This window comes from Microbacterium sp. Root280D1 (assembly GCF_001428975.1).
In the GTDB taxonomy this organism is placed as follows: domain Bacteria; phylum Actinomycetota; class Actinomycetes; order Actinomycetales; family Microbacteriaceae; genus Microbacterium.
Map to the genome: position 1 here is coordinate 777,858 of NZ_LMJK01000003.1, position 21,649 is coordinate 799,506.

Genomic DNA, 21,649 nt, shown 5'->3' on the forward strand with positions numbered 1-21,649 from the left:
CGCCCAACCGGGTGCGTCCGAGGCTAGACTCTCGGCATGAGTACTCCGCTGGACAGCCCCGATCAGGGCGGCGTGGCAACGCTTGATCGCGAACTGGAAGAACTCCTCCGCGAGGAGAATGTCGAGCCGGGCGACCACGAGCGCTTCTCTCATTACGTCAAGAAGGACAAGATCCTCGAATCGGCGATCACCGGCAAGCCGGTGCGTGCGCTGTGCGGCAAGAAGTGGACGCCGGGCCGTGATCCGGAGAAGTTCCCGATCTGCCCCACGTGCAAGGAGATCTACGAATCGATGGTCGGCTGAACTGAACCGCCTCGGCCGCGTCAGCTCGCGTCGACGTAGACGGTGGGGATCGCCGGGTCGGACTTGCTCAGGGCGAGCGCTCTGACCGGAAGCTCCTCCCGCACCCGCAGATGGTGCGCTCGGGCGGAGGCCGTTCCCTCGGGTCCTTCGAACGAGTCGTCGATCTCGCCGTTCTCGACGAAGGTCGTCTGCAGCGCCCGCCCGTCCGAATGCTCGGCCGGGGTGTCGAGTTCCTCGAATCCGTCGGAGACAACGACGGTCTCTGCCTCCGCCACCCCGTCGACGAGGGTGCGGAACGCTGCTTTGCGCCCGCCGTGGGATGCCTTGTCGGTCGACGCCTTCGCGACGCCGATCCATGCGCCGTCCGAGTCCTGTCGCGCCACGAGCTTGTAGACCATGCTCGCGGTGGGGTATCCCGATCCCGTGACCACCGACGTGCCCACGCCGTAAGCGTCGACGGGCGACGCGGCCAGCGCGGCGATCGCATACTCGTCGAGATCGCTCGTGACCGTGATGCGTGTCCCGGTCGCACCGAGCTCGTCGAGCTGCGCCCGCACCTCGGCGGCGACGATCGGCAGGTCACCCGAGTCGATCCGCACGCCGCCGAGTCCCGTACCTGCGACGCGGATGGCCGTCTCAACTCCGGCGCGGATGTCGTAGGTGTCGACGAGCAGTGTGGTGTCGGTTCCCAGGGAGTCGATCTGCGAGCGGAACGCCTCCTCTTCGGTCTCGTGCAGCAGGGTCCAGGAGTGCGCGGCCGTGCCCATGGTGGGGATACCCCAGCGTCGTCCGGCCTCGAGGTTGCTCGTGGCCCGGAAACCGGCGATGTAGGCCGCGCGCGCGGCTGCGACGGCGGACTGCTCTGCGGCACGCCGAGAGCCCATCTCGGCCAGCGGACGCTCGCCCGCCGCGATGCTCATGCGGGAGGCGGCGGTGGCGACGGCGGAGTCGTGGTTGAGCACGCTGAGAGCCAGGGTCTCGAGCAGGACAGCGTCGGCGAAGCTGCCCTCGACCGTGAGGATGGGGGAGCCGGGGAAGTACAGCTCGCCCTCGCGGTAGCCACGGATGGAGCCGGTGAAGCGGTAGTTCTCGAGGTACGTCAGGGACTCGGCATCCACCACCTGGTTGTCACGCAGGAATCGCAGTTCGTCATCCTCGAAGCGGAACTGTCGCAGCAGCGTGAGGAGCCGACCGGTACCGGCGACGACTCCGAAACGTCGTCCTCCCGACAACCTGCGTGAGAACAGTTCGAACACGCTCGGCCGTGATGCGGTGCCGTCGCGCAGTGCGGCGGCGAGCATGGTCAGTTCGTAACGATCGGTCAGAAGCGCCGTGGACGTCGTCATCCGCTCAGCTTAGTGAGGGGAGCCGTCCGGGTCGCTGAGCGTGACGCGCGCCGCACGCGGGTAGGCTGGGTAGTCATGAACGACGCCCCGATCGGAATCTTCGACTCCGGTGTCGGCGGACTCACGGTGGCCCGGGCCATCCGAGCCCAGCTGCCCCGGGAATCGTTCGTCTACATCGGCGACACGGCTCACTCGCCCTATGGCCCCAAGCCGATCGCGGACGTGCGGCGGTACAGCCTCGAAGTGCTCGATTCCCTGGTCGACCAGGGCGTCAAGATGCTCGTGATCGCCTGCAACACGGCATCGGCGGCCATGCTGCGCGACGCCAGAGAGCGCTACGACATTCCGGTCGTCGAGGTGATCGGCCCGGCAGTCCGACGAGCCGTGTCGACGACTCGCAACGGCCGCGTCGGGGTCATCGGCACCGTGGGGACGATCGGCTCCCGCGCCTACCAGGACATGCTCGAGGTGAACGAACGGCTCGAGGTCTTCACCGCGGCGTGCCCGCGCTTCGTCGAGTTCGTCGAGGGGGGCATCACCGGCACGCCTGAAGTGCTCGCCACCGCCGAGGAGTACCTCGCGCCGCTCCGCGAGGCGGATGTCGACACACTCGTTCTCGGCTGCACCCATTACCCCTTCCTGCGTGGCGCGATCAGCTACGTGATGGGGGAGGGGGTGACCCTCGTCTCGAGTGATGACGAGACCGCCGGGGATGTCTATCGCCAGCTCGTGCGAGGCGATCTTCTCGCGTCTCCCGACGCCACGGCCACGTACGTCTACGAGGCGACGGGGGACTCGACGACCGAGTTCACCGCCCTCGCCAACCGCCTGATGGGCCGGGAGGTGCGCGACGTGCAGCTCGTGCAGACCGGTGTCATCACGCTTCCGGAGCCTGTCCCCGGACAGTAGCCCGACCGCAGCATCCGCTTCATCCGCCTCCACCGAAGGAATCCCATGACCAGCATCGTCCGCGCCGACGGCCGTTCCACCGACCAGCTCCGCGAGATCACGATCGAGCGCGGGTGGAGCAGCCACGCCGAGGGCTCAGCTCTGATCAGCTTCGGCGGAACCAAGGTGCTGTGCACGGCATCATTCACGAATGGCGTTCCTCGCTGGCTGACCGGCAAGGGCAAGGGGTGGGTGACGGCGGAGTACTCGATGCTGCCCCGTGCGACCAACAGCCGCAACGACCGGGAGAGCGTCAAGGGGCGCATCGGCGGGCGCACGCACGAGATCTCGCGGCTGATCGGCCGTGCTCTGCGCGCAGTGGTCGACACCAAGGCGCTGGGTGAGAACACGATCGTGATCGACTGCGACGTGCTGCAGGCCGACGGAGGCACCCGCACCGCCGCGATCACCGGAGCGTACGTCGCCCTCGCAGATGCGATCGAGTGGGGACGCGAGAAGAAGTTCATCGGCAAGAACGCGACGCCGTTGCTCGACTCCGTGGCTGCGATCTCGGTCGGGATCATCGACGGCGAGCCCATGCTGGATCTGGCATATGTCGAGGACGTCCGCGCCGAGACCGACATGAACATCGTGGTCACGGGCCGCGGGCTCTTCGTCGAGGTGCAGGGCACGGCTGAAGGAGCGCCGTTCGACAAGCGCGAGCTCGACGCCCTGCTCGACCTGGGCGTCGCGGGCTGCGCCGACCTGAAGGATCACCAGCTGAAGGCGCTCGCGGGCTGATGAAGGTCGTCCTCGCCACGCACAATCCGCACAAGGTCGCGGAGTTCCAACAGATCGTGGCATCCGCTCGCCCTGATCTCGAGATCATCGCGTATGACGGACCGGAGCCCGTCGAGGACGGCGTCACGTTCGCGGAGAACGCGCTGATCAAGGCTCGCGCCGCGTCGGCGCACACGGGACTCGCGGCGCTCGCCGACGACTCCGGCATCTGCGTCGACGTGCTGGGCGGGTCGCCCGGTGTCTTCTCGGCCTATTGGGCGGGGCAGAAGAAGGATGCCGCGGCGAACCTCGAGCTGCTGCTCGACCAGCTGCGCGACATCGCGGATCCTCACCGCGCTGCTCACTTCAACTCGACGATCGCGCTCGTGACTCCGGACGGAGCCGAGCACGTGGTCGTCGGGAACTGGCCGGGACGTCTCGCGCGCGAAGCATCCGGAGGCGGCGGATTCGGTTACGACCCCATCTTCGTCCCGGACGGACAGCCCGAGGGGGCGGAGCGCACGGTCGGCGATTTCACTGCAGGCGAGAAGCAGGCGCAGTCGCACCGTGCGCGCGCGTTCGCGGAACTGCTGCCGTTGCTCGCCGCTCTCTGAGTCGGCGGTATTCACTACGTTTGACGTACTTCATGCGTAGTGGTTACTCTGACGACATGCGAGAACTCACCTACTACGTCGGCGTCACGCTCGACGGATTCATCGCCGGCCCGGACGACGAGGTCGATTTCTTCCCCGTGACCGCTGCGTTCGCCGACGCTCTCGGCACGGAACTCCCCGACATCCAGCCTGCGCATGTGCGCGCGGCGCGGGGCGGCGCAAGCGCAGCGGTCACCCGCTTCGACACCGTCGTGATGGGGCGTCGGACCTACGAACCCGCACTGCAGGTCGGCATCACAGACCCGTACTCGCAGTTGCGGACCGTCGTGTTCAGTCGCTCGCTGGACGATCCGGGCGAAGCCAACGTCGAGATCGTGCGCACCGATCCTGTCGCGCGGGTCCGCGCGCTCAAGGCGGAACCCGGCCTCGGCATCTACCTCGCGGGTGGGGCCGGGCTCGCCGGGGTGCTCCTCGACGAGATCGATCGCCTCATCGTCAAGAAGTACCCGACGATCGCGGGGTCCGGCATCCCGATGGCGAGCCACCCCTTCGCCCCGACCCATTTCCGTCTCGACCAGGTGCGCTCGTTCGACAACGGGTGCGTCGTGCTCGAATACTCTCGCCAGCGCTGACGGCCCCGCGGTTACTGAGAATCATCACCATTCCCGACTGGGCTGAGTCACGCCGGCGGGTGTGCGAGCCGGTCTAGCCTGGAGACATGCACGATCATGCGCCCGCCGCGGGCGGCATCCGCTCCGCGAACCATCGCCGTCTTCTGGCGATCTCGCTGACACTGACCGCGACGATCATGGTCGTGCAGATCGTGGGTGCACTGCTGACCGGTTCTCTCGCGCTGCTGGCGGATGCGGCTCACATGTTCACAGACGCCTCGGCTCTGGTGATCGCGCTCATCGCGGCGGCCGTCGCCGCCCGACCTGCCGACGACCGCCGCACGTTCGGATACCAGCGCGCCGAGGTGTTCGGGGCGCTCATCAACGCGATCATCCTGATCCTCCTCGCCGGCTGGGTGGGGGTGGAGGCCATCGGTCGTCTGATCAACCCGGGGGAGACCGAGGTGGTCGGCGGGCTGATGCTCATCGTCGCCGTCGTGGGTCTTGTCGCGAACGCCATCTCGATGTGGCTGCTGAGCCGCGCGCAGCGCACCAGCATGAACGTCCGCGGCGCCTACCTCGAGGTGATGGGCGACCTGATCGGGTCGGCGATGGTGATCATCGCAGCGATCGTGATCGTCACGACCGGATGGATGCCCGCCGACGCGCTCGCGTCGATCATGATCGCCGTGCTCATCATCCCGCGAGCCATCGCGCTGCTCCGCGAGGTGTTCTCGGTGCTCTCCGAATCAGCGCCCCAGGGCACTGCGGTCAGCGAGATCCGACAGCACCTCCTCGACTACGACGGAGTCGTCGGCGTGCATGACGTGCACGTCTGGCAGCTCACTCGTGGTGCTCCGGTGTTCAGCGCGCACGTCAGCGTCGACCCGGCCCTCCTCGCCGATGGACGTTCGGCGAAGCTGCTGAGCGACCTCCAGTCGTGTCTGTCGCACCACTTCGACGTCGCTCACTCGACCTTCCAGATCGAGCCCGCGGAGCAGTCCGACTGCCAACCGCACCACGTCTGACGGTCAGGACTCGACGATCACCTCGTCGGGAGTCTTATCCGGCCGGAGGCCCCGCCAACGGGAGTGACGCAGAACGCCGTCCGGGGTCCAGTTCGCGAACTCGACCTCGCCGACGAGCTCAGGTCGGACCCAGAGCGCATCCGACGCATCGAGCGCGGGCACGTCCTCGAGGGGCGCGGAGTCGGTGCGCAGGGGAGCGAGCCGGCTCAGCAGGTCGCGCAGCATCCGGTCGGTGAATCCCGTGCCGACGCGACCGACATAGCGCAGCCGTCCGGACTCGGGGACCGCGAGCAGCAGGGAGCCGAACGTGCCCTCCCGGTCGCCCTTGCCGGGGCGGATACCGACGATCACGACCTCCTGCATGCGGGTGTGCTTGATCTTCAGCCAGGCCGGTGAGCGCTGGCCCGGACGGTACCGCGAGGACGGATCCTTGACGACGACGCCCTCGAGGCCGAACTCGTCGCTCGCCGCGAGAGCGGCGTCGAGATCGTCGAACACGGGCGGGACCTGCACCGGCGCATCGAGGTCGGCGACGACCTCCTCGAGGAGGGTCCGTCGCTCCGACAGCGCCATGGTGCTGAGGTCGTGACCGTTCAGTCGGAGCAGATCGAAAGCCATGTAGACGATGGGCGTGCGCACGACCTCGCGTTCGATCTCGCGGGGCCGGGTCAGGTGCATGCGGTTCTGCAGCATCGAGAAGCTCGGCCTGCCCTGCGCATCGAAGGCGACGATCTCGCCATCGATGATCGCATCGGACACGGGCAGGAACGGCGCGCCGTCGGCAGTCAGCTCGGGGTAGCGGGCCGTGATGTCGGTGCCGCTGCGGGCATGCAGCAGCATCCGTCCGTCCGCCCAGGTTCCGATGGCCCTGATGCCGTCCCACTTCACCTCCACCCACGACGGAGAGCTCAGAGTGCGGGCGATCGCCGGCGTGCCGTTCTCGGCCAGCATGGGGGAGACGGAGGGGGGAGACGACGAGGCCAGCGGTGCCGCACCGGTCGTCCGCGGGCGGTGGCGGCTCGCATGCGAGTTCGCGCCGTGTGCGTCGACGCGGGGGCCCGGCGCAGAGGTGGTGTCCGGGGGGCCCTCCTGGGCGGCGAGAAGCGGAGCGATGGGGTCCTGCCCGGAACCCGCACGCTCGAGCACCGTCGCGAAGTCGAGCTGCGCGAGGTCGGGGTCGTCGAGTTCGTCCCAGGTGCGCGGAGCCGCCACCCAGGGGTGCGCGCGACCACGCATCGAGTACGGCGAGATCGTCGTCTTCTTGCCGTTGTTCTGGCTCCAGTCGAGAAAGACCTTGCCGCCGCGCGCGGCCTTGGCCATCGTGCTCGTGGCGAGATCCGGATGCTCGGTCTCGATCAGACGGGCGATCTCCTTCACGACCGCGGATATCTCTGCGCTCGTCTGCTGCCCGGGGAGGGCGGCGTAGAGGTGGATCCCTTTGCTTCCGCTGGTCACGGGCACCGGATCGAGTCCGATGTCGCTGAGCAGGCTGCGTGCGATCCGTGCGACCTCGGCGCACTGGGCGAGCCCGACCCCCGGGCCCGGGTCGAGATCCAGGACGAGCCGATCCGGCTTTCCCGGCATGCCGTCGGAGGCGAAGCGCCACTGCGGCACGTGCAGCTCGATCGCGGCGACCTGCGCGAGCCAGACCAGCGTGGGAACGTCCTGGACGAGGGGATACTCCTTGGGACCGTCCGAGTGCCGGATCGGCTGTCGGGGGATCCATTCCGGAGCTCCCGGCTCGAGCTGCTTCGTGAAGAACGCGTCGGCGGGAGCATCCGCGGTCCCCACCCCTTCCACCCAGCGCTTGCGGGTCACGGGGCGGCCCGCGAGCAGAGGGAGGAGGTGCGGCGCGATCGCCGTGTAGTAGGCGATGATCTCGCCCTTCGTGGTGCCGGTCTCGGGGTAGACGACCTTGTCGAGGTTGGTGATGCGCAGCCGGCGGCCATCGATCTGCACGTTCTGCGCCTCTGCGACCATGACGCCAGCGTAGTCAAGGTACTGGCCGTGAGCCGCGCGGCTGGTGTTCACTGGGGTCATGAGAACGATCTGGAAAGGTGCGCTCACCTTCGGCCTCGTGAACGTGCCCGTCAAGGTGTATTCCGCCACCGAGGACCATGATGTGCCGCTGCACCAGGTGCACGAGAAGGACGGCGGCCGGATCCGGTACCAGCGCACCTGTGAGGTGTGCGGCGAGACCGTCGCCTACGCCGACATCGATCGCGCCTACGTCGAGGAAGGGCAGACGGTCGTGCTCACGAAGGACGATCTGGCGGCGCTGCCGGCGGAGAAGAGCCGCGAGATCGACGTCGTCGAGTTCGTGCCCTCCGACCAGGTCGATCTGCTGACCCTCGACAAGCCGTACTACCTCGAACCGGACTCCAAGTCACCGAAGGCGTACGTGCTGCTGCGCAAGACGCTCGAACAGACCGACCGCACGGCGATCGTGCGCTTCACGCTGCGACAGAAGACCCGACTGGCCGCACTCCGTGTGCGTGGCAAGGTGCTCGTGCTGCAGACGCTGCTGTGGGCCGACGAGGTGCGTGAGGCGGCGTTCCCGGTGCTCGACGAGGATGTGAGGATTTCGAAGAAGGAGCTCGAGCTCTCGGCATCCCTCGTAGACAGCTATTCGGCTGACTTCGATCCTGAGTCGTTCGTCGACGAGTACCAGAAGGAGTTGCGCACTCTGATCGATGCGAAGATCGAGGCGGGCGACACGTTCGATGTCTCGGACACCTTCGGCGAGGCCGAGGGCGATGCCAAGAGCGGTGAGGTCATCGACCTGATGGAGGCGCTGCGCGCCAGTGTGGCTCGCACCAAGGCCGCTCGGTCGGAGTCGACCGGCGACAAGGCGAGCACGAAGAAGAGCCCGAGCAAGAAGAAGGCGGGCTGAGACAGCGCGCCTTCTTCTGCACCGAGATCAGTGCTTGCCGTCTCCGTCGAAGTCCGGAGCACGGTCGAAGACCTCGGGGTCGAGGGCGAGCCCTTCGGCCTCGGTGGCGTCTGTCTCACCCTCGCCGGCCGCGGCTTCCTTCTTCGCCTTGTGACGCTCGGACAGGTAGTGCCAGAGCGTGATGAGTGCCGTGCCGCCGACGGCAGCGAGCAGGATCAGGTCGATGTAGCTCTCGACGAAGTGCGCGACCGGCGGGATGAAGCCGATGGCGTACCCGAACATCGTCAGACCGAAGCCCCAGAGGATCGCACCGATGAGGTTGTACAGCGTGTAGCGGCGCCATGGCATGTGGCCCACGCCGGCGGCGACCGGGGCGAAGGTGCGAACGATCGGCACGAAGCGGGCGAGGATGACGGTGATGCCGCCGAAACGCTCGAAGAAGGCGTTCGTCCGCTCGACGTTCTTCTTGCTGAACAGGCCCGATTCCTTGCGTTCGAAGACTGCGGGTCCGCCCTTGTGGCCGATGAGGTAGCCGACCTCACCGCCGACGAACGCCGAGAGCCCGATGAGCAGCGCGACGATCCACACGTTGATGCCGAACACCCCGTGCTCCGAGCCCGCGATCGGGTGCGACAGGAGTCCTGAGATCACGAGCAGCGTGTCGCCAGGAAGCAGGAACCCGACCAGAAGGCCCGTCTCCGCGAAGACGATGAAGCACACCACGAGAAGCGCCCAGGGGCCGGCCGAGCCGATGATCGTGGCGGGGTCGAGCCAGGGGATGAGAGCGGCGTGATGCATGGATTTCCCGTCGTCGTGCGCTGTGCGGCGGTCAAGTCGTCGGTCGCAGGGGGTGCGACAGATCGGTGCGGAAGGTGGGACTTGAACCCACACGCCCTAGGGCACAGGAACCTAAATCCTGCGTGTCTGCCAATTTCACCACTCCCGCGCGCTGGGATAAGTCTACTGATCGGGGGATCGTGCGTTGCTGGGGATCCGCCCGCAGGAGCACCGCCGCCGCTGTGGATAACTCCGGCGCGTGTCACCCGATCCTTGCGAGGATGCTCGGGTGATCCAGCCCTCCGTCCTCGTCGCCGAGCGCGTTCGTCAGCGGCTCCGCGCCGAAGGAACGGACCCGACGTTCGACTCCTCGGCAGCGCGCTCGGTCACGCTCGCCGAGGTGCGCAAGTTCAACGATCTGGCGCTGGCGCGGGGCGCGGCGGTGATCGACGACGAAGCTGCATGCGTGAGTGACGTGCTCGCGGCGGTCAGCGGCTTCGGTCCGTTGCAGTCGCTCCTCGACGACCCTGAGATCGAGGAGATCTGGCTCAACGGCCCCGAGAGCATCCACGTCGCACGCGGAGGGGTCGCCGAGCGGATCGAGATGCGTCTCACGGAATCGTCGTTGCGCGATCTCATCGAGCGGATGCTGCAGTCGACAGGGCGCCGTGTCGACATCAGTCAGCCGTTCGTGGATGCGTCTCTTCCTGATGGCGCGCGACTGCATGTCGCGATCGCGGACGTCGTCCGCGGATCGTGGTCCGTCAACATCCGCAAGTTCCTGCCCCGGTATCGAAGCCTCGAGGCGCTCGTCGACCACGGGGCGCTGACTCCGGACCTGGCCGCGATGCTTCGTGACGCGATGCGCGCGGGCAGGAGTGTCGTCGTGTCCGGTGCCACCCACGCAGGCAAGACCACCTTCCTCGGTGCGCTGCTCGACTCGTGCGCCGACCGTCAGCGGATCATCACCGTCGAGGAGACCTTCGAGCTCGCGGTGCAGGGACCGGATGTCGTGTCCTTGCAGGGGCGTCAGGCGAGTCTGGAGGGAACGGGGGAGATCACGCTGCGCAGGCTCGTGAAGGAGGCGCTGAGGATGCGACCCGATCGCCTCGTCGTCGGCGAAGTCAGAGATGCGGAGGCGCTCGACCTCGTCCTCGCACTCAACACGGGGGTGCCGGGTGCTGCGACCGTGCACGCGAACTCCGCGGCCGAGGCGCTCGACAAGCTCACGCTTCTGCCGCTCCTCGCGGGACGGAACATCGATCGATCGTTCATCGTGCCGGCCCTCGCCGGCGCGGTCGATCTCGTGGTGCACTGCGTGCGTGACGACACCGGAGTGCGACGGGTGCACGAGGTCATCGCGCCGACGGGCGCCATGGTCGACGGCCGGATCATCACGCGAACCGTGTACATCCGCGGCGACGAGGCGTCCACTGAACAGACGGCGTGGCGTCGCGGAGGCACTCTGTGACGGTCCTGCTCGGTGCGATGCTCGCGGCCGGTCTGCTGCTGTGCGCATCGCCGTGGCTCTGGCCTCCGCCTCAAGATGGAGGAAGGGTCCGGCACCGCGGCCGTCTGACTCGCCTTCTCGAAGAGGGCGGCATGGCATCTGTCAGCCCGCGCACGCTCCTGCTGGTGATGCTGACGGTCGCGCTCGCCGCGGCTTCCTCTGTCTGGCTCTTCACAGCCATCCCGGTCCTCGCGGGCTTGGCAGGCGCGACCGCGGCCGTCGTGCCGATCGTCTTCGTGCGTTCCCGACGCCTCCGGCTGCGCAGACTTCGTCGCCAGCTCTGGCCCGACGTCTGTGACCTGCTGATCGCATCCATCCGTGTCGGACTGTCACTGCCGGACGCCGTCGCGAGTCTGGCCGAGTCATCGCCGACGATGATGCGGCCGGCCTTCGCCGTGTTCGCCAGAGACCTGCGCGCCACCGGCCGCTTCGAGACGAGCCTCGACCGGCTGAAGGTGGCGTTGGCTGATCCCATCGCCGATCGGATCATCGAGACGCTCCGCATGGCGCGACAGGTCGGCGGCACCGAGCTCACAGGCGTCCTCCGCGCGCTGTCGTCGTCGGTGCGCGCGGACGCCGTGCTGCGCGGCGAGGTCGAAGCCAGACAGTCATGGATCCGAGGCGCTGCCGTGCTCGGTGCCGTCGCGCCGTGGGTGATCCTCGGCCTGCTGGTGCTGCGCCCCGAGGGCGCGGCCGCCTACGGCACCGGTGAAGGGATGCTGGTGATCTGCGCGGGAGCTGCCGTGTCGGTGATCGCCTATCGCTTGATGATCCGTATCGGTCGGCTCCCCGAGCCGGGGCGGTGGTTCGGGTGAACCCGATGTCCGCGATCGCTGTCGCCGTGCTCGGCGGCGGAACACTCGGCATGGGGTTGCTCTGCATACTCGCGTCGCTTCCACGGTGGTCGGCAGCGCCGCTGGCTCTGCGCATCGCGCCCTATGTGCGCGATGCGGTCGCCGATGAAGACCTGCCCGGAAACGCGCTCCCGCGAGTCGGCGTGCTCTCCGCGGGTGACCGCGCATTCTGGCTTCGGTCACGTGTGCTGTTCGAACGCCTTGTGGGCGGCGGCGACGCTCTGCATCGGAGGATCGAGCAGGCGGGGATTCCTCTGGAGCAGGGGGCCTTCCGCGGGCGTCAGCTCGGCTGGGTGCTCGTCGGCATCGTCATCGGCTCGATCGCTGTCATCGTGTTCGCCATCACGGGCCGGATGAGCCCGCCGATCGCCCTGCTGCCCGGGATCCTCGGAGCCGCAGCGGGGTTCGCATACGACATGCGGCTCACGGCTCGCGTCGCTTCGCGTCGCGCCCGGTTGACCGACGAGCTGCCGACCACTCTCGAGTTCCTCGCGCTGTGCCTGTCGGCGGGTGAAGGCTTCCTGGACTCGCTGCGTCGGGTGGCCGCGGTCGGCTCCGGCGAACTGACCGATGAGTTCCGCCGCGTGGTGATCGCTGTCGGCACGGGGTCGCCGCTCGCCGACGCGCTCACGGAGATGGCCGCGCGACTGCAGCTTCCGGGGCTCTCCCGTGCGATCGACCAGGTGACCGCCGCGCTCGAGCATGGCGCGCCGCTCTCGGCCGTCCTGCATGCGCAGGCGGGGGACGCTCGCGAGGACGCCAAGCGGGTCCTCATCGAACAGGCCGGTCGGAAGGAGATCCTGATGCTCCTCCCGCTCGTCTTCCTGATCCTCCCGCTGTCCGTGCTCTTCGCCATCTACCCCGGTCTCTTCATCCTGCGACTCGGCATCGGCTGAGCGACCACGAAAGGACGACATGAACACCTCTCGACCACTGGGCACCACCAGGGTTGCCTCGCTCACCCCCGATCTCATGGACGATCTCGTCGGCGACGAATCGGGGGACGTACCCGGATGGGTGCTCGTCACACTGATGACCGCCGGTCTCGTGGTGCTCATCTGGGCGGTCGCCGGCCCGGCGCTCAGCGCACTGTTCGAGCAGGCCATCCAACGCGTCTCCGGTCTCTGACAGGTCTCCCTGATGACTGTCGATCCACCGCGGCGCCTTCTCGGCGATGAACGCGGATCGAGTCCCGTGGAGTTCGTGCTCGTGGGCACGCTCCTCACCCTTCTCACTCTCGCTGTCATGCAGCTCGCGCTCGCCGTCTACGTGCGCAATGTCGTGCACGACGCGGCGGTCGAAGGGGCCTACTACGCGGCCCTGGCAGACACGCCCATGGAACAGGGCGTGGAGCGCGCCCGCGCGGCGATCACCCTCGCGGTCGGGGCCGAGTACGCCCACGATGTGACGGCCGTTCGATCGACGGCACTGGATCGCGCGACGATCGAGGTGCGCGTCCGAACGACGCTCCCCGTGATCGGGCTGCTCGGGGTGCCCTTCGCGTTGGAGGTGCAGGCGCATGCGCCGGAAGAGTCCTTCGATGATCGATGACGAGGGTTCGGCGGCACTCGAATTCATCACGGTGGGCGTCATCCTGCTTGTGCCGTTGGTCTACCTGATCATCGCGCTGGGCGCGATTCAGGAGCAGACACTGGGAGTCGGGGCGGCCGCGCGCCACGTCGCGCGCACGATCGTGCTCGCACCGGATGCCGCCACTGCAGCAGTGCGGAGTGAGCTCGTGCTCGCCGACGTCACCGATCAGTACGGCATCGATGAGGAATCGACCGAGGTGTCTGTGGCGTGCGTGCCCGTCGGGACGGAGTGTCCGTCGGCCGGCGCGGTCGTGACCGTCACGGTCACGGCGTCGGTGTCCCTGCCACTGATGCCGGCGGTCTTCGGATCGGACTCGGCGGCCGCGATCCGAGTCGAGGGGTCGGCGGTCCAGAAGGTCTCTCGCCTGTGGGGCACGGGATGAGAGGGGCGGGTGACGACGGAAGCGTGCTGCTGCTGACGCTCGGCTATGCCCTGCTGGCGCTCGCACTCATCTTCGTGAGCGTCTGCGCGACCGACCTCTACATCTCGCAGAAGCGGCTGGATGCGATCGCTGACGCCGCAGCGCTCGCCGGAGCGGACGGCTTCACCCTGGCTGTGGACGGAACGACGGCACGGGCGGACCTCACCGATCAGGGGGTCAGAGAGCAGGTCGACGCACTGCTCGCCGCGCTGCCGTCACCCGTGGACCTCGATTCAGCGTCGAGCCCCGACGGGCACTCAGCACGCGTGACCGTCTCGACCCTGTGGCATCCGCCGCTCGTGTCACTGTTCGTGACGGACGGGGTGCGCCTCGAGGCGACGGGGATGAGTCGCACCGCTCTGGGGTGATCGTTCGCTCGGGTCGACCTGCACGAGGGCGACCTCCGCCGGATGCGACGTCAGCTCACCAGACGATCGCGCAGTCGTCGCACCCGCCCGGCGAAGCCCTGCGGCACCTGCGACGGCAGCGCGTCGATCGCCCACCAGCGCACGTCCTCCGACTCGTCGCTCACGATCAGGTCGGCATCGTCGCTGATGACGACGCCGATCCCGATGTCGAGATGGGATGCGCACCGACCGAACGCCGAGGACAGCGCGTGATGATCGAGGTCGTACACGAGCGGTTCCGCGCTGGCGGAGACGTCCACACCGGTCTCCTCCCGCAGCTCGCGCAGAGCGGCATCCGCCACAGAGGTGTCGTCGGGTTCGAGATGTCCGCCTGGCTGCACCCAGAACTGCCCCTTGGCGTGGAAGACGAGCAGCGTGCGAGTGAGTGAGCGGTCGAACACGAGCGCCGAAGCGGTCGCGTGATCGGGACCGTCGTCGCGGGAGACCGGCCCATGATCGTCGGCGAAGAACGTCGCGAAGTAGGCCGCGGCATCGCGATCGTGATCCGTCGACGACGGAGCCGCGACGACCAGGCGGCGCACGTCTGCGCGGAGGGCAGCGGTCATGACTCCTCCTGTGTGCTGCGCGGAACGAAACGCGGGATCCAGCGGATGAATCCACCCGCGCCGATCAGGCCGATCGCACCCATCGCCGCTGCGGCGATCGGCAGTGACGCGATCGCGACGATCGCCGACACCAGCAGCGGAGCGGCCGCTCCGCCGGCATCCGTCAGCGTGCGCCACGAGCCGAGGAACGCGGCGGGCTCCTCCTTCGGCGCGACGTCGGCGCCGAGTGTGAGCAGAATGCCGCTCGAGAGCCCGTTGCCCACCCCGAGCACGGCGGCGAACATGCCGAACCACAGGACCGCGGCTTCCAGGTCGTGCGTGAAGGACAGGGCGAGGAACCCCGCGCCCATCAGCACCATCGCCGGCATAGCCGCCCACAGACGCCCGAACCTGTCCATCACCTGGCCGCTGGCGTAGAACAGGGCGAAGTCGATCGCTCCCGAGATTCCGACGACGAGGGCGATGGTCGAGGCGTCGAGTCCGAGTGAGAGTCCCCACAGGGGAAGCACGACCTGACGTGCCGATCGCACCGCGGACAGCGACGCGGCGGCGAGTCCCAGTCGTCCGAGCACGCTGCGCTGTTGCCACATCGTGCGGAAGATGCCCGCGCGCGCGGTCGTCGGAATCGAGCCCGTGACCGGTTCGCCGGAATCATCCGCGAGTGCGGCGGTGCGCACAGGGGTCGTCGGGGCGATCGTCTTCTCGGGATCGGGGCCCAGCAGCACGAGCAGCACCATCACGACGAGACAGCCCAGGAAGAACCAGATCGCGGCTGATTCCGAACCGAACAGCTGCAGGAGCCCAGCGGCGACGAACGGCCCGATGAAGATTCCGAGGCGGAAGCTGCCACCGAGCAGCGAGAGCGCGCGAGCACGGAACGCGAGGGGAACCCTCGTCGTCATGAACGCATGACGCGCCAGGCCGAAGGCGGCCGCGCAGAACCCCAGGAGGAACACGGAGGCGGCCAGCACGCCCAGCGAGGGGGCGAACACCATTCCGACGCCGGCGAGGATCGCTATCGCACCCGCGATCACCATCGTGAAGCGCTCGCCGATGCGCGCGACGGCCCAGCCCGCAGGAAGGTTGCCGCACAGCTGACCCACGACGAGGGCGGATGCCACCAGGGCGGCGAAGGCGACGTCGGCGCCCATCCGCGCAGCGATCACCGGGATCAGAGGGATCACCGCGCCTTCACCGAGCGAGAACAGCACGGTCGGGAGGTACACCATCGGTCCGAATCGCCTGAGGACCGTGGATGCGCTGCTCACCCGATTCACGCTACTCCCGTTCGAACGCCGTCCCCGCCCGCAGGGGCGGCACGTTAGGCTGGACGCGACATGCTCGAACTCGATCTCTCCGCCGACATCCAGGCCCTGCGACTCACCTACGGTGACATCCGCGAGGTCATCGATGTCGAGACCCTCCGCTCCGACATCGCGCGCCTCAGCGAGGAAGCCGGCGTGCCGGACCTCTGGGACGACCCCGAACGCGCCCAGAAGGTGACCAGTGCTCTGAGCCACCGCCAGTCGGCGCTCGCCAGAGTCGAGGGCATCGGTCGTCGGCTCGACGATCTCGAGGTTCTCGTCGACCTGGCGAACGAGATGGGCGATGAGGACTCCGCCGTCGAAGCGCGCGCCGAGCTCAACGCGCTCACCGAGATCATCAATCAGCTCGAGGTGCAGACGCTGATGGACGGCGAGTACGACGAGCGCTCCGCCATCATCACCATCCGCTCGGGTGCAGGCGGCGACGACGCCACCGACTTCGCCGAGATGCTCATGCGCATGTACCTGCGCTGGGCCGAGCGCCACAAGTATCCCGTCAAGGTTCTCGACACCTCGTACGCCGAGGGTGCCGGCATCAAGTCGGCGACGTTCGAGATCGACGCTCCCTACGCATTCGGAACGGTGTCGGTCGAGGCAGGGACGCATCGCCTCGCCCGCATCAGCCCGTTCGGCTCGGCGGACAAGCGGCAGACGTCCTTCGCCGCTGTCGAGGTCATCCCTCTCATGGAGGAGGCGACCGAGGTCGACATCCCCGAGAACGACATCCGAGTCGACGTCTTCCGCTCGTCGGGTCCCGGCGGGCAGTCCGTCAACACCACCGACTCCGCCGTGCGCCTGACTCACCTCCCGACCGGCATCGTCGTCTCGATGCAGAACGAGAAGTCGCAGATCCAGAACCGTGCTGCCGCGATGCGCGTGCTTCAGACCCGACTCCTGCTGCTGCAGAAGGAGGAGGAAGCCGCGAAGAAGAAGGAGCTCGCCGGAAACATCACGGCGAGCTGGGGCGACCAGATGCGCTCGTACTTCCTCTACGGTCAGCAGCTCGTGAAGGACCTCCGCACCGGACACGAGTCGGGCAACCCGGCTGCCGTGTTCGACGGCGATCTCGACGGGTTCATCTCGGCCGGCATCCGCTGGCGCAAGCGCAAAGACGAGGACTGAGCGACGCTCGTCTCAGCGGTCGGCGCCTTCGAGGGTGCCCGTGATCTCGTCGTAGCTGATCACGATGCACTGGACTGCGCGGTCGTTCATCCGCTTCCATGACGACTCAGTCGGTACGAACCAATAGTTGTCGAGCTCCGAATCGGCATAGGGGATGCCGACGAACTCCTCGAAAGCGACGTCGCACTTCTCGGCGGCGATGGTCTGCAGTTCGTCGTCCCCGGGGAATTCGCCCTCTGGCACATCGAAGATGAAATAGACCTCGTCGGTGTGCGGCGCGTCACACGGAACGATCGGAAGCTCGTACACCTCTTCCTCCCATTCGATGAGCGGAATGCAGTGACCGACCTCGAGTTCGTTGACCGTCACGGTCTCGGTTCCCGCGCTGCCGGGAGAGCCTTCGGCGGTGTCGTCGGGTTCTGTGCTCTGGGTCGCCTGAGGGGTCGAGGTGGACGTCGGCACGATCGACGACAGCCCCGAGGCGCCCAGGGTCAGCAGCATCATGGCGATCGCGACGACACCACCCAGCACGGCCACCGCGATGCCCACCGCTCCCGGCCACTTCGCACCCCGGAGGAACAGGGAGATCAGCGAGAGCACGAATCCGATCCCGAGCAGAACCCCACCAGCCATCGAGATCGGCGGGATGCACGAGAGGACCACGCCGAGCGCGGCCATGCCGAGACCGATGATGCCGAGCACAGAGACCTTCGTGTTCGCCTTCGGGGGCACAGGGCCGTACGACCCGAACCCTGCCGTCGCATCGTGGGAGGCGACGACGCCTGCCGAGGTCGCGGGCATCGACGCGCGCCCGTACTGCGGCACTTCTGCGGAGGCCCCGGGGGAGGGATTCGACGACTGCCAGGCATAGGGCGGTTCGAAGATCGGGTCCGCCGATGCGGCGACCGTGGGCTCCTCCGTGGCATGCTGGCCGTGCCCCTGTGGCGTGTTCGCCACGGACGACGTCTCGGTGGTCACGGTGTGCTCAGTCCAGACTGCGCCGTCCCACCAGCGCTGTCGGCCCGCTCCGTCGTCGTACCACCCTGCCGGGACCGTCATGATCGCCGTTCCGCTCGGGTCTCAGCCGGCCGACGGAGCGACGTCGATGCGCGCGATGTCGCGTCCGGCCTCGTCAGTGACGACGAAGACGTAGGACTCGCTCTGGGCGATGTCGAAGGTGATCGGGCCGCTGACCGTCTGCCCCGGGTCGAGGAGCTCGTTCGGTGCGCCCGTCACGAAGAAGTCGACCTGACCCTCGACTCCCTCTGCCGTCTCCAGAGAGGTGAACAGCGGGTTCGCGGCCGTCGTGCCCTCGACACCGGTCCACGTCGTCTCGAGGGTCACGTAACCGCCGTTGGTCGAGGGGACGCTCGAGCCGTCGCTGGTCGCCCAGCGCGCCTCGGTGACAGTGATCTCGCCGCTCCCGCCCAGGAAGGTGAGTGCGACGGTGTCGCCGATCGTGCCCTCTTCGACCTGCGCGGACCCCGTGCCGTCGTCGGTCGTGCCGTCGTCGATTCCGGTGTCGGAATCGCTCGACGGCGGCGCGGACGGCAGATCGCGCACGGCCTCGGACACCGTCGCGAAGACGATGACGAAGAACATGACGACCGCGATGATCGCGCCGATGATCGAGAGGATGAGTCCGGAGATGCCGGGCCACTTCCTGCCCTTGAGGAAGAGCGAGATGAGCGAGACGATGAAGCCCACGCCGAGCAGTAGCCATCCGAGCCAGAAGATCACCGGGATGCACGACAGGATCGTTCCGAGCGCCGCGAGTCCGAGCCCGACGAGCCCGAGGACCGACGGGCGGGCCGGAGCCACCGGGGTCGTGGCGCCGTATGCGGGCGGGTATCCGGCGGGCGCACCATACTGCTGTCCGGCGGGAGCGTACGCGGCGGCGCCGGGGTACGAGGGTGAGGGTGCCGCCGAACCCGGGTATGCGGGCGCGACCGGGTACTCCTGGGGATACGAGGGGGCTGCGGTGCCCGGGTAGGAGGGTGCACCACCTTCGGAGGGACCCGCGGTGTTCGCATACGGGGGCACGATGTCGTCGGTCGGCGTCGGGGACTCCGGAGAGGTGGAACCCTGCTCATGCGTGGTGCCGGCCTCGTCGACAAGGGCATCGGTCACGGGCGCGCCGTATGAGGGCGCGGCGCCCGCGTCCTGGTGGGCGGACGGCTCGGCCGGAGTCTCCGCGTCGGCGCGGGAGTCGGAGGGTGCGGGCGTGTTCCACGACTGGCTCTCGACCGCGGCGACCGACTCGATCGCAGCGGCCGTCTCCGCGGCTGCTGCCGAATCGGGAATCGCGTCGGACGAGGAGTGGCCCGATACGTCAGCCGACTCGGAACCCCGGTCCGTGGTCGCTTCGCCGGTCAGACCGCCGGCCGACTCGCCTGCTGCAGACGGGGCGGATTCCACGATGGGGGCGAAGTGCTCGGTCCACTGGGTGCCGTCCCACCACCGCTGACGCCCGGATCCGTCGTCATACCAGCCTGCAGGCGTCGTCATGGTTCCCCCTCGGAGTATCGTCCATGCTGACGGCACGGATCGGCACCTCCATGTATAGCAGTGGAGTGCGACACGCAGGGGGGTCGAGCGGGGTGTCGCTCGCAGGCAGACGAGGGTGCGCGCTTAGGCTCGAACCGCCATGATTCGGTTCGAGAACGTCACGAAACGCTATCGCGGGACCTCGCGGCCCGCTCTGTCCGATGTCGACTTCGAAGTGCAGCGCGGGGAGTTCGTCTTCCTCGTCGGCGCGTCGGGGTCGGGCAAGTCGTCCTGTCTGCGACTCATCCTCCGCGAGGACGTGCCGACGACGGGTCGAGTCGCCGTGCTCGGCCGCGATCTGCGTTCGCTTGCGAACCGGAAGGTGCCGTACTTCCGCCGCCACATCGGATCCGTGTTCCAGGACTTCCGACTGCTGCCGTCGAAGACCGTCTACCAGAACGTCGCCTTCACTCTGCAGGTGACGGGCTCGTCGCGCGGCTTCATCCAGCAGGCCGTGCCCGAGGCGCTCGCGCTGGTCGGACTCGACGGGAAGCAGAAGCGGATGCCGCACGAGCTCTCCGGCGGCGAGCAGCAGCGCGTCGCGATCGCACGGGCGCTCGTGAATCGCCCCCAGGTCCTGCTCGCGGACGAGCCGACCGGAAACCTCGACCCGGCGACGTCGGTCGACATCATGCAGCTCCTCGCCAGGATCAATGCCGGAGGCACCACCGTGCTGATGGCGACACACGAGGCGGGCTTCGTCGACCAGATGCAGCGTCGGGTCATCGAACTTCGCGATGGCGAGATGGTGCGAGACGAGGTGCACGGCGGCTACGGAGACACGTCGAACATCCCGCGTCTGGTTCCCGAGGAGGTGCGCGGTGCCGCCGCGGCCGCTGCACTCACTGCTGTGCAGGAGGTGCAGCGCCAGACCGCCGACCTCTCGCTGGTCCGCGCCGCGCTCGCTGAGGAGCTCAGCGCGCAGCGCAAGGCGGAATCGGCGTCCGCAGACGCCGTCCCGACCGCATCCGAGACTCCCGAGGCTCAGGCGGCGCCGATCGAGCCGCCGGTGATAGACGAGCAGCCGGCGGTCGCCCTCGCGGCGCGGACGCATCCCATCGTGCTGCCGCAGGTCGACGTCGCCGAGCTCGGGGTGGCCGATCGACTCGGTCTGTCCGACGACGGCACGGAAGAAGTGGGGCCGACGTCGTGAGAATCGGACTCATCCTCGCGGAGGCCCTCGGAGGGCTTCGTCGCAACATCTCGATGGTCATCTCCGTCGTGCTCGTGACATTCGTCTCGCTGACCTTCGTCGGCGCCGCGATCCTGATGCAGGCGCAGATCGGCACGATGCGCGGCTATTGGACCGAGCGGGCGCAGGTCGCCGTCTACATGTGCTCCGACATCTCGGAGCAGGACACCTGCGTCGACGGCGGCGCCTCGGAGGAGCAGGTCGACGCCGTGCGAGCACAGCTCGACGGCGAGGCGCTCGCTCCTCTCATCAGCGAGGTCAGCTTCGATTCCAAGGAAGACACGTACGCCAAGCTCGTCGATCAGCTCGGCGAGGACCAGGCGAGCGTGATCTCGCCCGAGCAGGCGTTCGAGGTCTTCTTCGTCACCATGAAGGATCCCGGCCAGTCGCAGGTCATCTCCGAGGCGTTCAACGGTGTCGCGGGGGTGGAGCAGGTCCAGGATCAGCTCCAGTACCTCGAACCCCTGTTCTCCGCCTTGACGGTCGCGACCTACATCGCGGTCGGTATCGCAGCGCTCATGCTGATCGCCGCCATCCTCTTGATCGGCACGACCATCAGGCTCTCCGCGTACGCCAGACGCAAGGAGATCGGGATCATGCGCCTGGTGGGGGCGTCCAACCGCTTCATCCAGACGCCGTTCGTCCTGGAGGGCGTCTTCGCTGCCTTCCTCGGCTCGGCCCTCGCAAGCGCGGCCGTCGTCGCCGGCGTCCACTTCGGCGTCGACGGCTACCTCCGAGGACGCGTGCCGTTCATCACGACCTGGGTGTCGATGCAGGACGCTGCCGTCGTCGTCCCGGTGCTGATCGGCATCGGCGTCGTGCTCGCCGCGCTGTCGGCGGGTTTCGCGATCCGTCGCTGGCTTCGCACCTGA

At 67.9% G+C, this 21,649-nt stretch carries 24 protein-coding genes and 1 tRNA gene; 17 read left to right on the forward strand and 8 right to left on the reverse strand.

The genetic code is table 11. From position 1 onward, the window contains the following. The first annotated feature begins 36 nt into the window (after nucleotides 1-36). Entirely contained in the window at nucleotides 37-303 is a 267-nt protein-coding gene (locus tag ASE34_RS16240) for a DUF3039 domain-containing protein (RefSeq protein WP_053096965.1), read from the forward strand. A gap of 20 nt (nucleotides 304-323) precedes the next feature. On the opposite strand, the gene ASE34_RS16245 is transcribed toward ASE34_RS16240, so the two are convergent. After that, the gene (locus ASE34_RS16245) at nucleotides 324-1,649 is read right to left on the reverse strand and encodes a nicotinate phosphoribosyltransferase (protein ID WP_056280104.1); all 1,326 of its coding nucleotides are present in this window, start codon (nucleotides 1,647-1,649) and stop codon (nucleotides 324-326) included. A 75-nt stretch (nucleotides 1,650-1,724) separates the two neighbouring features. Here ASE34_RS16245 and murI point away from each other — a divergent pair, with 75 nt between their 5' ends. The 5 genes from murI (at nucleotide 1,725) to ASE34_RS16270 (ending at nucleotide 5,570) form a co-directional block, all read left to right on the forward strand. Continuing rightward, nucleotides 1,725-2,558 (forward strand): glutamate racemase, encoded by an 834-nt coding sequence (murI, locus tag ASE34_RS16250; RefSeq protein WP_053096961.1) that lies wholly within the window; start codon nucleotides 1,725-1,727, stop codon nucleotides 2,556-2,558. A 45-nt stretch (nucleotides 2,559-2,603) separates the two neighbouring features. After that, nucleotides 2,604-3,338 carry a ribonuclease PH gene (gene rph / locus ASE34_RS16255; RefSeq protein WP_042536503.1) on the forward strand — a complete coding sequence of 245 codons (735 nt, stop codon included), beginning with the start codon at nucleotides 2,604-2,606 and terminating at the stop codon, nucleotides 3,336-3,338. After that, the gene (gene rdgB / locus ASE34_RS16260) at nucleotides 3,338-3,931 is read left to right on the forward strand and encodes an RdgB/HAM1 family non-canonical purine NTP pyrophosphatase (RefSeq protein ID WP_053096959.1); all 594 of its coding nucleotides are present in this window, start codon (nucleotides 3,338-3,340) and stop codon (nucleotides 3,929-3,931) included. Before rph ends, rdgB begins: the two co-directional genes overlap by 1 nt. A gap of 56 nt (nucleotides 3,932-3,987) precedes the next feature. After that, entirely contained in the window at nucleotides 3,988-4,563 is a 576-nt protein-coding gene (locus tag ASE34_RS16265) for a dihydrofolate reductase family protein (protein ID WP_056280107.1), read from the forward strand. Between the two features lie 86 nt (nucleotides 4,564-4,649). After that, nucleotides 4,650-5,570, forward strand: coding sequence for a cation diffusion facilitator family transporter (locus ASE34_RS16270; protein ID WP_056280109.1), 921 nt, complete (start codon nucleotides 4,650-4,652; stop codon nucleotides 5,568-5,570). Nucleotides 5,571-5,573: 3 nt separating this feature from the next. Here the strand turns inward: ASE34_RS16270 and ligD are convergent, their stop codons facing one another. Further along, nucleotides 5,574-7,550 carry a non-homologous end-joining DNA ligase gene (ligD, locus tag ASE34_RS16275; RefSeq protein ID WP_056280332.1) on the reverse strand — a complete coding sequence of 659 codons (1,977 nt, stop codon included), beginning with the start codon at nucleotides 7,548-7,550 and terminating at the stop codon, nucleotides 5,574-5,576. A 58-nt stretch (nucleotides 7,551-7,608) separates the two neighbouring features. Between ligD and ASE34_RS16280 the strand changes: the two genes are divergently transcribed. Beyond that, nucleotides 7,609-8,463 (forward strand): Ku protein, encoded by an 855-nt coding sequence (locus ASE34_RS16280; RefSeq protein ID WP_053096954.1) that lies wholly within the window; start codon nucleotides 7,609-7,611, stop codon nucleotides 8,461-8,463. Between the two features lie 27 nt (nucleotides 8,464-8,490). On the opposite strand, the gene ASE34_RS16285 is transcribed toward ASE34_RS16280, so the two are convergent. Further along, complete coding sequence (locus ASE34_RS16285; RefSeq protein WP_053096952.1) at nucleotides 8,491-9,261, reverse strand: DedA family protein; 771 nt, start codon at nucleotides 9,259-9,261, stop codon at nucleotides 8,491-8,493. A 66-nt stretch (nucleotides 9,262-9,327) separates the two neighbouring features. Continuing rightward, nucleotides 9,328-9,409, reverse strand: a tRNA-Leu gene (locus tag ASE34_RS16290). Between the two features lie 120 nt (nucleotides 9,410-9,529). Here ASE34_RS16290 and ASE34_RS16295 point away from each other — a divergent pair. From ASE34_RS16295 to ASE34_RS16325, 7 genes are read left to right on the forward strand one after another with little or no spacing between them, the layout of a single operon-like run. Further along, nucleotides 9,530-10,711 (forward strand): CpaF family protein, encoded by a 1,182-nt coding sequence (locus ASE34_RS16295; RefSeq protein WP_056280112.1) that lies wholly within the window; start codon nucleotides 9,530-9,532, stop codon nucleotides 10,709-10,711. Next, nucleotides 10,708-11,565: a type II secretion system F family protein gene (locus tag ASE34_RS16300; RefSeq protein ID WP_056280114.1), complete on the forward strand. Its 858-nt coding sequence runs from the start codon at nucleotides 10,708-10,710 to the stop codon at nucleotides 11,563-11,565. Before ASE34_RS16295 ends, ASE34_RS16300 begins: the two co-directional genes overlap by 4 nt. A 5-nt stretch (nucleotides 11,566-11,570) precedes the next feature. Continuing rightward, nucleotides 11,571-12,500 carry a type II secretion system F family protein gene (locus ASE34_RS16305; protein WP_230100329.1) on the forward strand — a complete coding sequence of 310 codons (930 nt, stop codon included), beginning with the start codon at nucleotides 11,571-11,573 and terminating at the stop codon, nucleotides 12,498-12,500. A 19-nt stretch (nucleotides 12,501-12,519) separates the two neighbouring features. After that, entirely contained in the window at nucleotides 12,520-12,732 is a 213-nt protein-coding gene (locus ASE34_RS16310) for a hypothetical protein (RefSeq protein WP_053096947.1), read from the forward strand. A 12-nt stretch (nucleotides 12,733-12,744) separates the two neighbouring features. Further along, nucleotides 12,745-13,155, forward strand: coding sequence for a TadE/TadG family type IV pilus assembly protein (locus ASE34_RS16315; RefSeq protein ID WP_056280118.1), 411 nt, complete (start codon nucleotides 12,745-12,747; stop codon nucleotides 13,153-13,155). Next, nucleotides 13,145-13,579: a TadE family protein gene (locus ASE34_RS16320; RefSeq protein WP_230100306.1), complete on the forward strand. Its 435-nt coding sequence runs from the start codon at nucleotides 13,145-13,147 to the stop codon at nucleotides 13,577-13,579. Before ASE34_RS16315 ends, ASE34_RS16320 begins: the two co-directional genes overlap by 11 nt. Further along, nucleotides 13,576-13,986 carry a hypothetical protein gene (locus tag ASE34_RS16325; protein WP_056280337.1) on the forward strand — a complete coding sequence of 137 codons (411 nt, stop codon included), beginning with the start codon at nucleotides 13,576-13,578 and terminating at the stop codon, nucleotides 13,984-13,986. The genes ASE34_RS16320 and ASE34_RS16325 overlap by 4 nt, the downstream gene beginning before the upstream one ends. Before the next feature lie 50 nt (nucleotides 13,987-14,036). On the opposite strand, the gene ASE34_RS16330 is transcribed toward ASE34_RS16325, so the two are convergent. Further along, the gene (locus ASE34_RS16330; RefSeq protein ID WP_056280124.1) at nucleotides 14,037-14,591 is read right to left on the reverse strand and encodes an NUDIX hydrolase; all 555 of its coding nucleotides are present in this window, start codon (nucleotides 14,589-14,591) and stop codon (nucleotides 14,037-14,039) included. Then, complete coding sequence (locus tag ASE34_RS16335) at nucleotides 14,588-15,820, reverse strand: MFS transporter (protein ID WP_056280127.1); 1,233 nt, start codon at nucleotides 15,818-15,820, stop codon at nucleotides 14,588-14,590. Before ASE34_RS16335 ends, ASE34_RS16330 begins: the two co-directional genes overlap by 4 nt. Before the next feature lie 108 nt (nucleotides 15,821-15,928). Here ASE34_RS16335 and prfB point away from each other — a divergent pair, with 108 nt between their 5' ends. Continuing rightward, nucleotides 15,929-17,038, forward strand: a complete 1,110-nt coding sequence (prfB, locus tag ASE34_RS16340) for a peptide chain release factor 2 (RefSeq protein ID WP_053096937.1) — start codon at nucleotides 15,929-15,931, stop codon at nucleotides 17,036-17,038. Nucleotides 17,039-17,050: 12 nt separating this feature from the next. On the opposite strand, the gene ASE34_RS16345 is transcribed toward prfB, so the two are convergent. Further along, on the reverse strand, nucleotides 17,051-18,097 hold the full coding sequence (locus ASE34_RS16345; protein WP_056280128.1) for a DUF2510 domain-containing protein: 1,047 nt from the start codon (nucleotides 18,095-18,097) through the stop codon (nucleotides 17,051-17,053). Nucleotides 18,098-18,118: 21 nt separating this feature from the next. Continuing rightward, entirely contained in the window at nucleotides 18,119-19,546 is a 1,428-nt protein-coding gene (locus ASE34_RS18215) for a DUF2510 domain-containing protein (RefSeq protein WP_056280132.1), read from the reverse strand. 139 nt (nucleotides 19,547-19,685) lie between these two features. Here ASE34_RS18215 and ftsE point away from each other — a divergent pair, with 139 nt between their 5' ends. Then, a complete protein-coding gene (gene ftsE, locus ASE34_RS16355) occupies nucleotides 19,686-20,738 on the forward strand; it encodes a cell division ATP-binding protein FtsE (RefSeq protein ID WP_053096931.1) in 1,053 nt (350 codons plus the stop codon). Further along, entirely contained in the window at nucleotides 20,735-21,649 is a 915-nt protein-coding gene (gene ftsX, locus ASE34_RS16360; RefSeq protein WP_056280135.1) for a permease-like cell division protein FtsX, read from the forward strand. Before ftsE ends, ftsX begins: the two co-directional genes overlap by 4 nt.

Bases quoted from the DNA above. Each gene is read 5' to 3' on its own strand.
- ASE34_RS16265 (WP_056280107.1), top strand. From the start codon at position 3,988: ATGCGAGAACTCACCTACTACGTCGGCGTCACGCTCGACGGATTCATC.
- prfB (WP_053096937.1), top strand. From the start codon at position 15,929: ATGCTCGAACTCGATCTCTCCGCCGACATCCAGGCCCTGCGACTCACC.
- rph (WP_042536503.1), top strand. From the start codon at position 2,604: ATGACCAGCATCGTCCGCGCCGACGGCCGTTCCACCGACCAGCTCCGC.
- ASE34_RS16245 (WP_056280104.1), bottom strand. From the start codon at position 1,649: ATGACGACGTCCACGGCGCTTCTGACCGATCGTTACGAACTGACCATG.
- ASE34_RS16285 (WP_053096952.1), bottom strand. From the start codon at position 9,261: ATGCATCACGCCGCTCTCATCCCCTGGCTCGACCCCGCCACGATCATC.
- ASE34_RS16270 (WP_056280109.1), top strand. From the start codon at position 4,650: ATGCACGATCATGCGCCCGCCGCGGGCGGCATCCGCTCCGCGAACCAT.
- ASE34_RS16240 (WP_053096965.1), top strand. From the start codon at position 37: ATGAGTACTCCGCTGGACAGCCCCGATCAGGGCGGCGTGGCAACGCTT.
- ASE34_RS16305 (WP_230100329.1), top strand. From the start codon at position 11,571: ATGTCCGCGATCGCTGTCGCCGTGCTCGGCGGCGGAACACTCGGCATG.
- rdgB (WP_053096959.1), top strand. From the start codon at position 3,338: ATGAAGGTCGTCCTCGCCACGCACAATCCGCACAAGGTCGCGGAGTTC.
- ASE34_RS16325 (WP_056280337.1), top strand. From the start codon at position 13,576: ATGAGAGGGGCGGGTGACGACGGAAGCGTGCTGCTGCTGACGCTCGGC.
- ASE34_RS16330 (WP_056280124.1), bottom strand. From the start codon at position 14,591: ATGACCGCTGCCCTCCGCGCAGACGTGCGCCGCCTGGTCGTCGCGGCT.
- ftsE (WP_053096931.1), top strand. From the start codon at position 19,686: ATGATTCGGTTCGAGAACGTCACGAAACGCTATCGCGGGACCTCGCGG.
- ASE34_RS16335 (WP_056280127.1), bottom strand. From the start codon at position 15,820: ATGGTGTACCTCCCGACCGTGCTGTTCTCGCTCGGTGAAGGCGCGGTG.
- murI (WP_053096961.1), top strand. From the start codon at position 1,725: ATGAACGACGCCCCGATCGGAATCTTCGACTCCGGTGTCGGCGGACTC.
- ASE34_RS16310 (WP_053096947.1), top strand. From the start codon at position 12,520: ATGAACACCTCTCGACCACTGGGCACCACCAGGGTTGCCTCGCTCACC.
- ligD (WP_056280332.1), bottom strand. From the start codon at position 7,550: ATGGTCGCAGAGGCGCAGAACGTGCAGATCGATGGCCGCCGGCTGCGC.
- ASE34_RS16320 (WP_230100306.1), top strand. From the start codon at position 13,145: ATGATCGATGACGAGGGTTCGGCGGCACTCGAATTCATCACGGTGGGC.
- ASE34_RS16345 (WP_056280128.1), bottom strand. From the start codon at position 18,097: ATGACGGTCCCGGCAGGGTGGTACGACGACGGAGCGGGCCGACAGCGC.
- ASE34_RS16280 (WP_053096954.1), top strand. From the start codon at position 7,609: ATGAGAACGATCTGGAAAGGTGCGCTCACCTTCGGCCTCGTGAACGTG.
- ASE34_RS18215 (WP_056280132.1), bottom strand. From the start codon at position 19,546: ATGACGACGCCTGCAGGCTGGTATGACGACGGATCCGGGCGTCAGCGG.
- ASE34_RS16315 (WP_056280118.1), top strand. From the start codon at position 12,745: ATGACTGTCGATCCACCGCGGCGCCTTCTCGGCGATGAACGCGGATCG.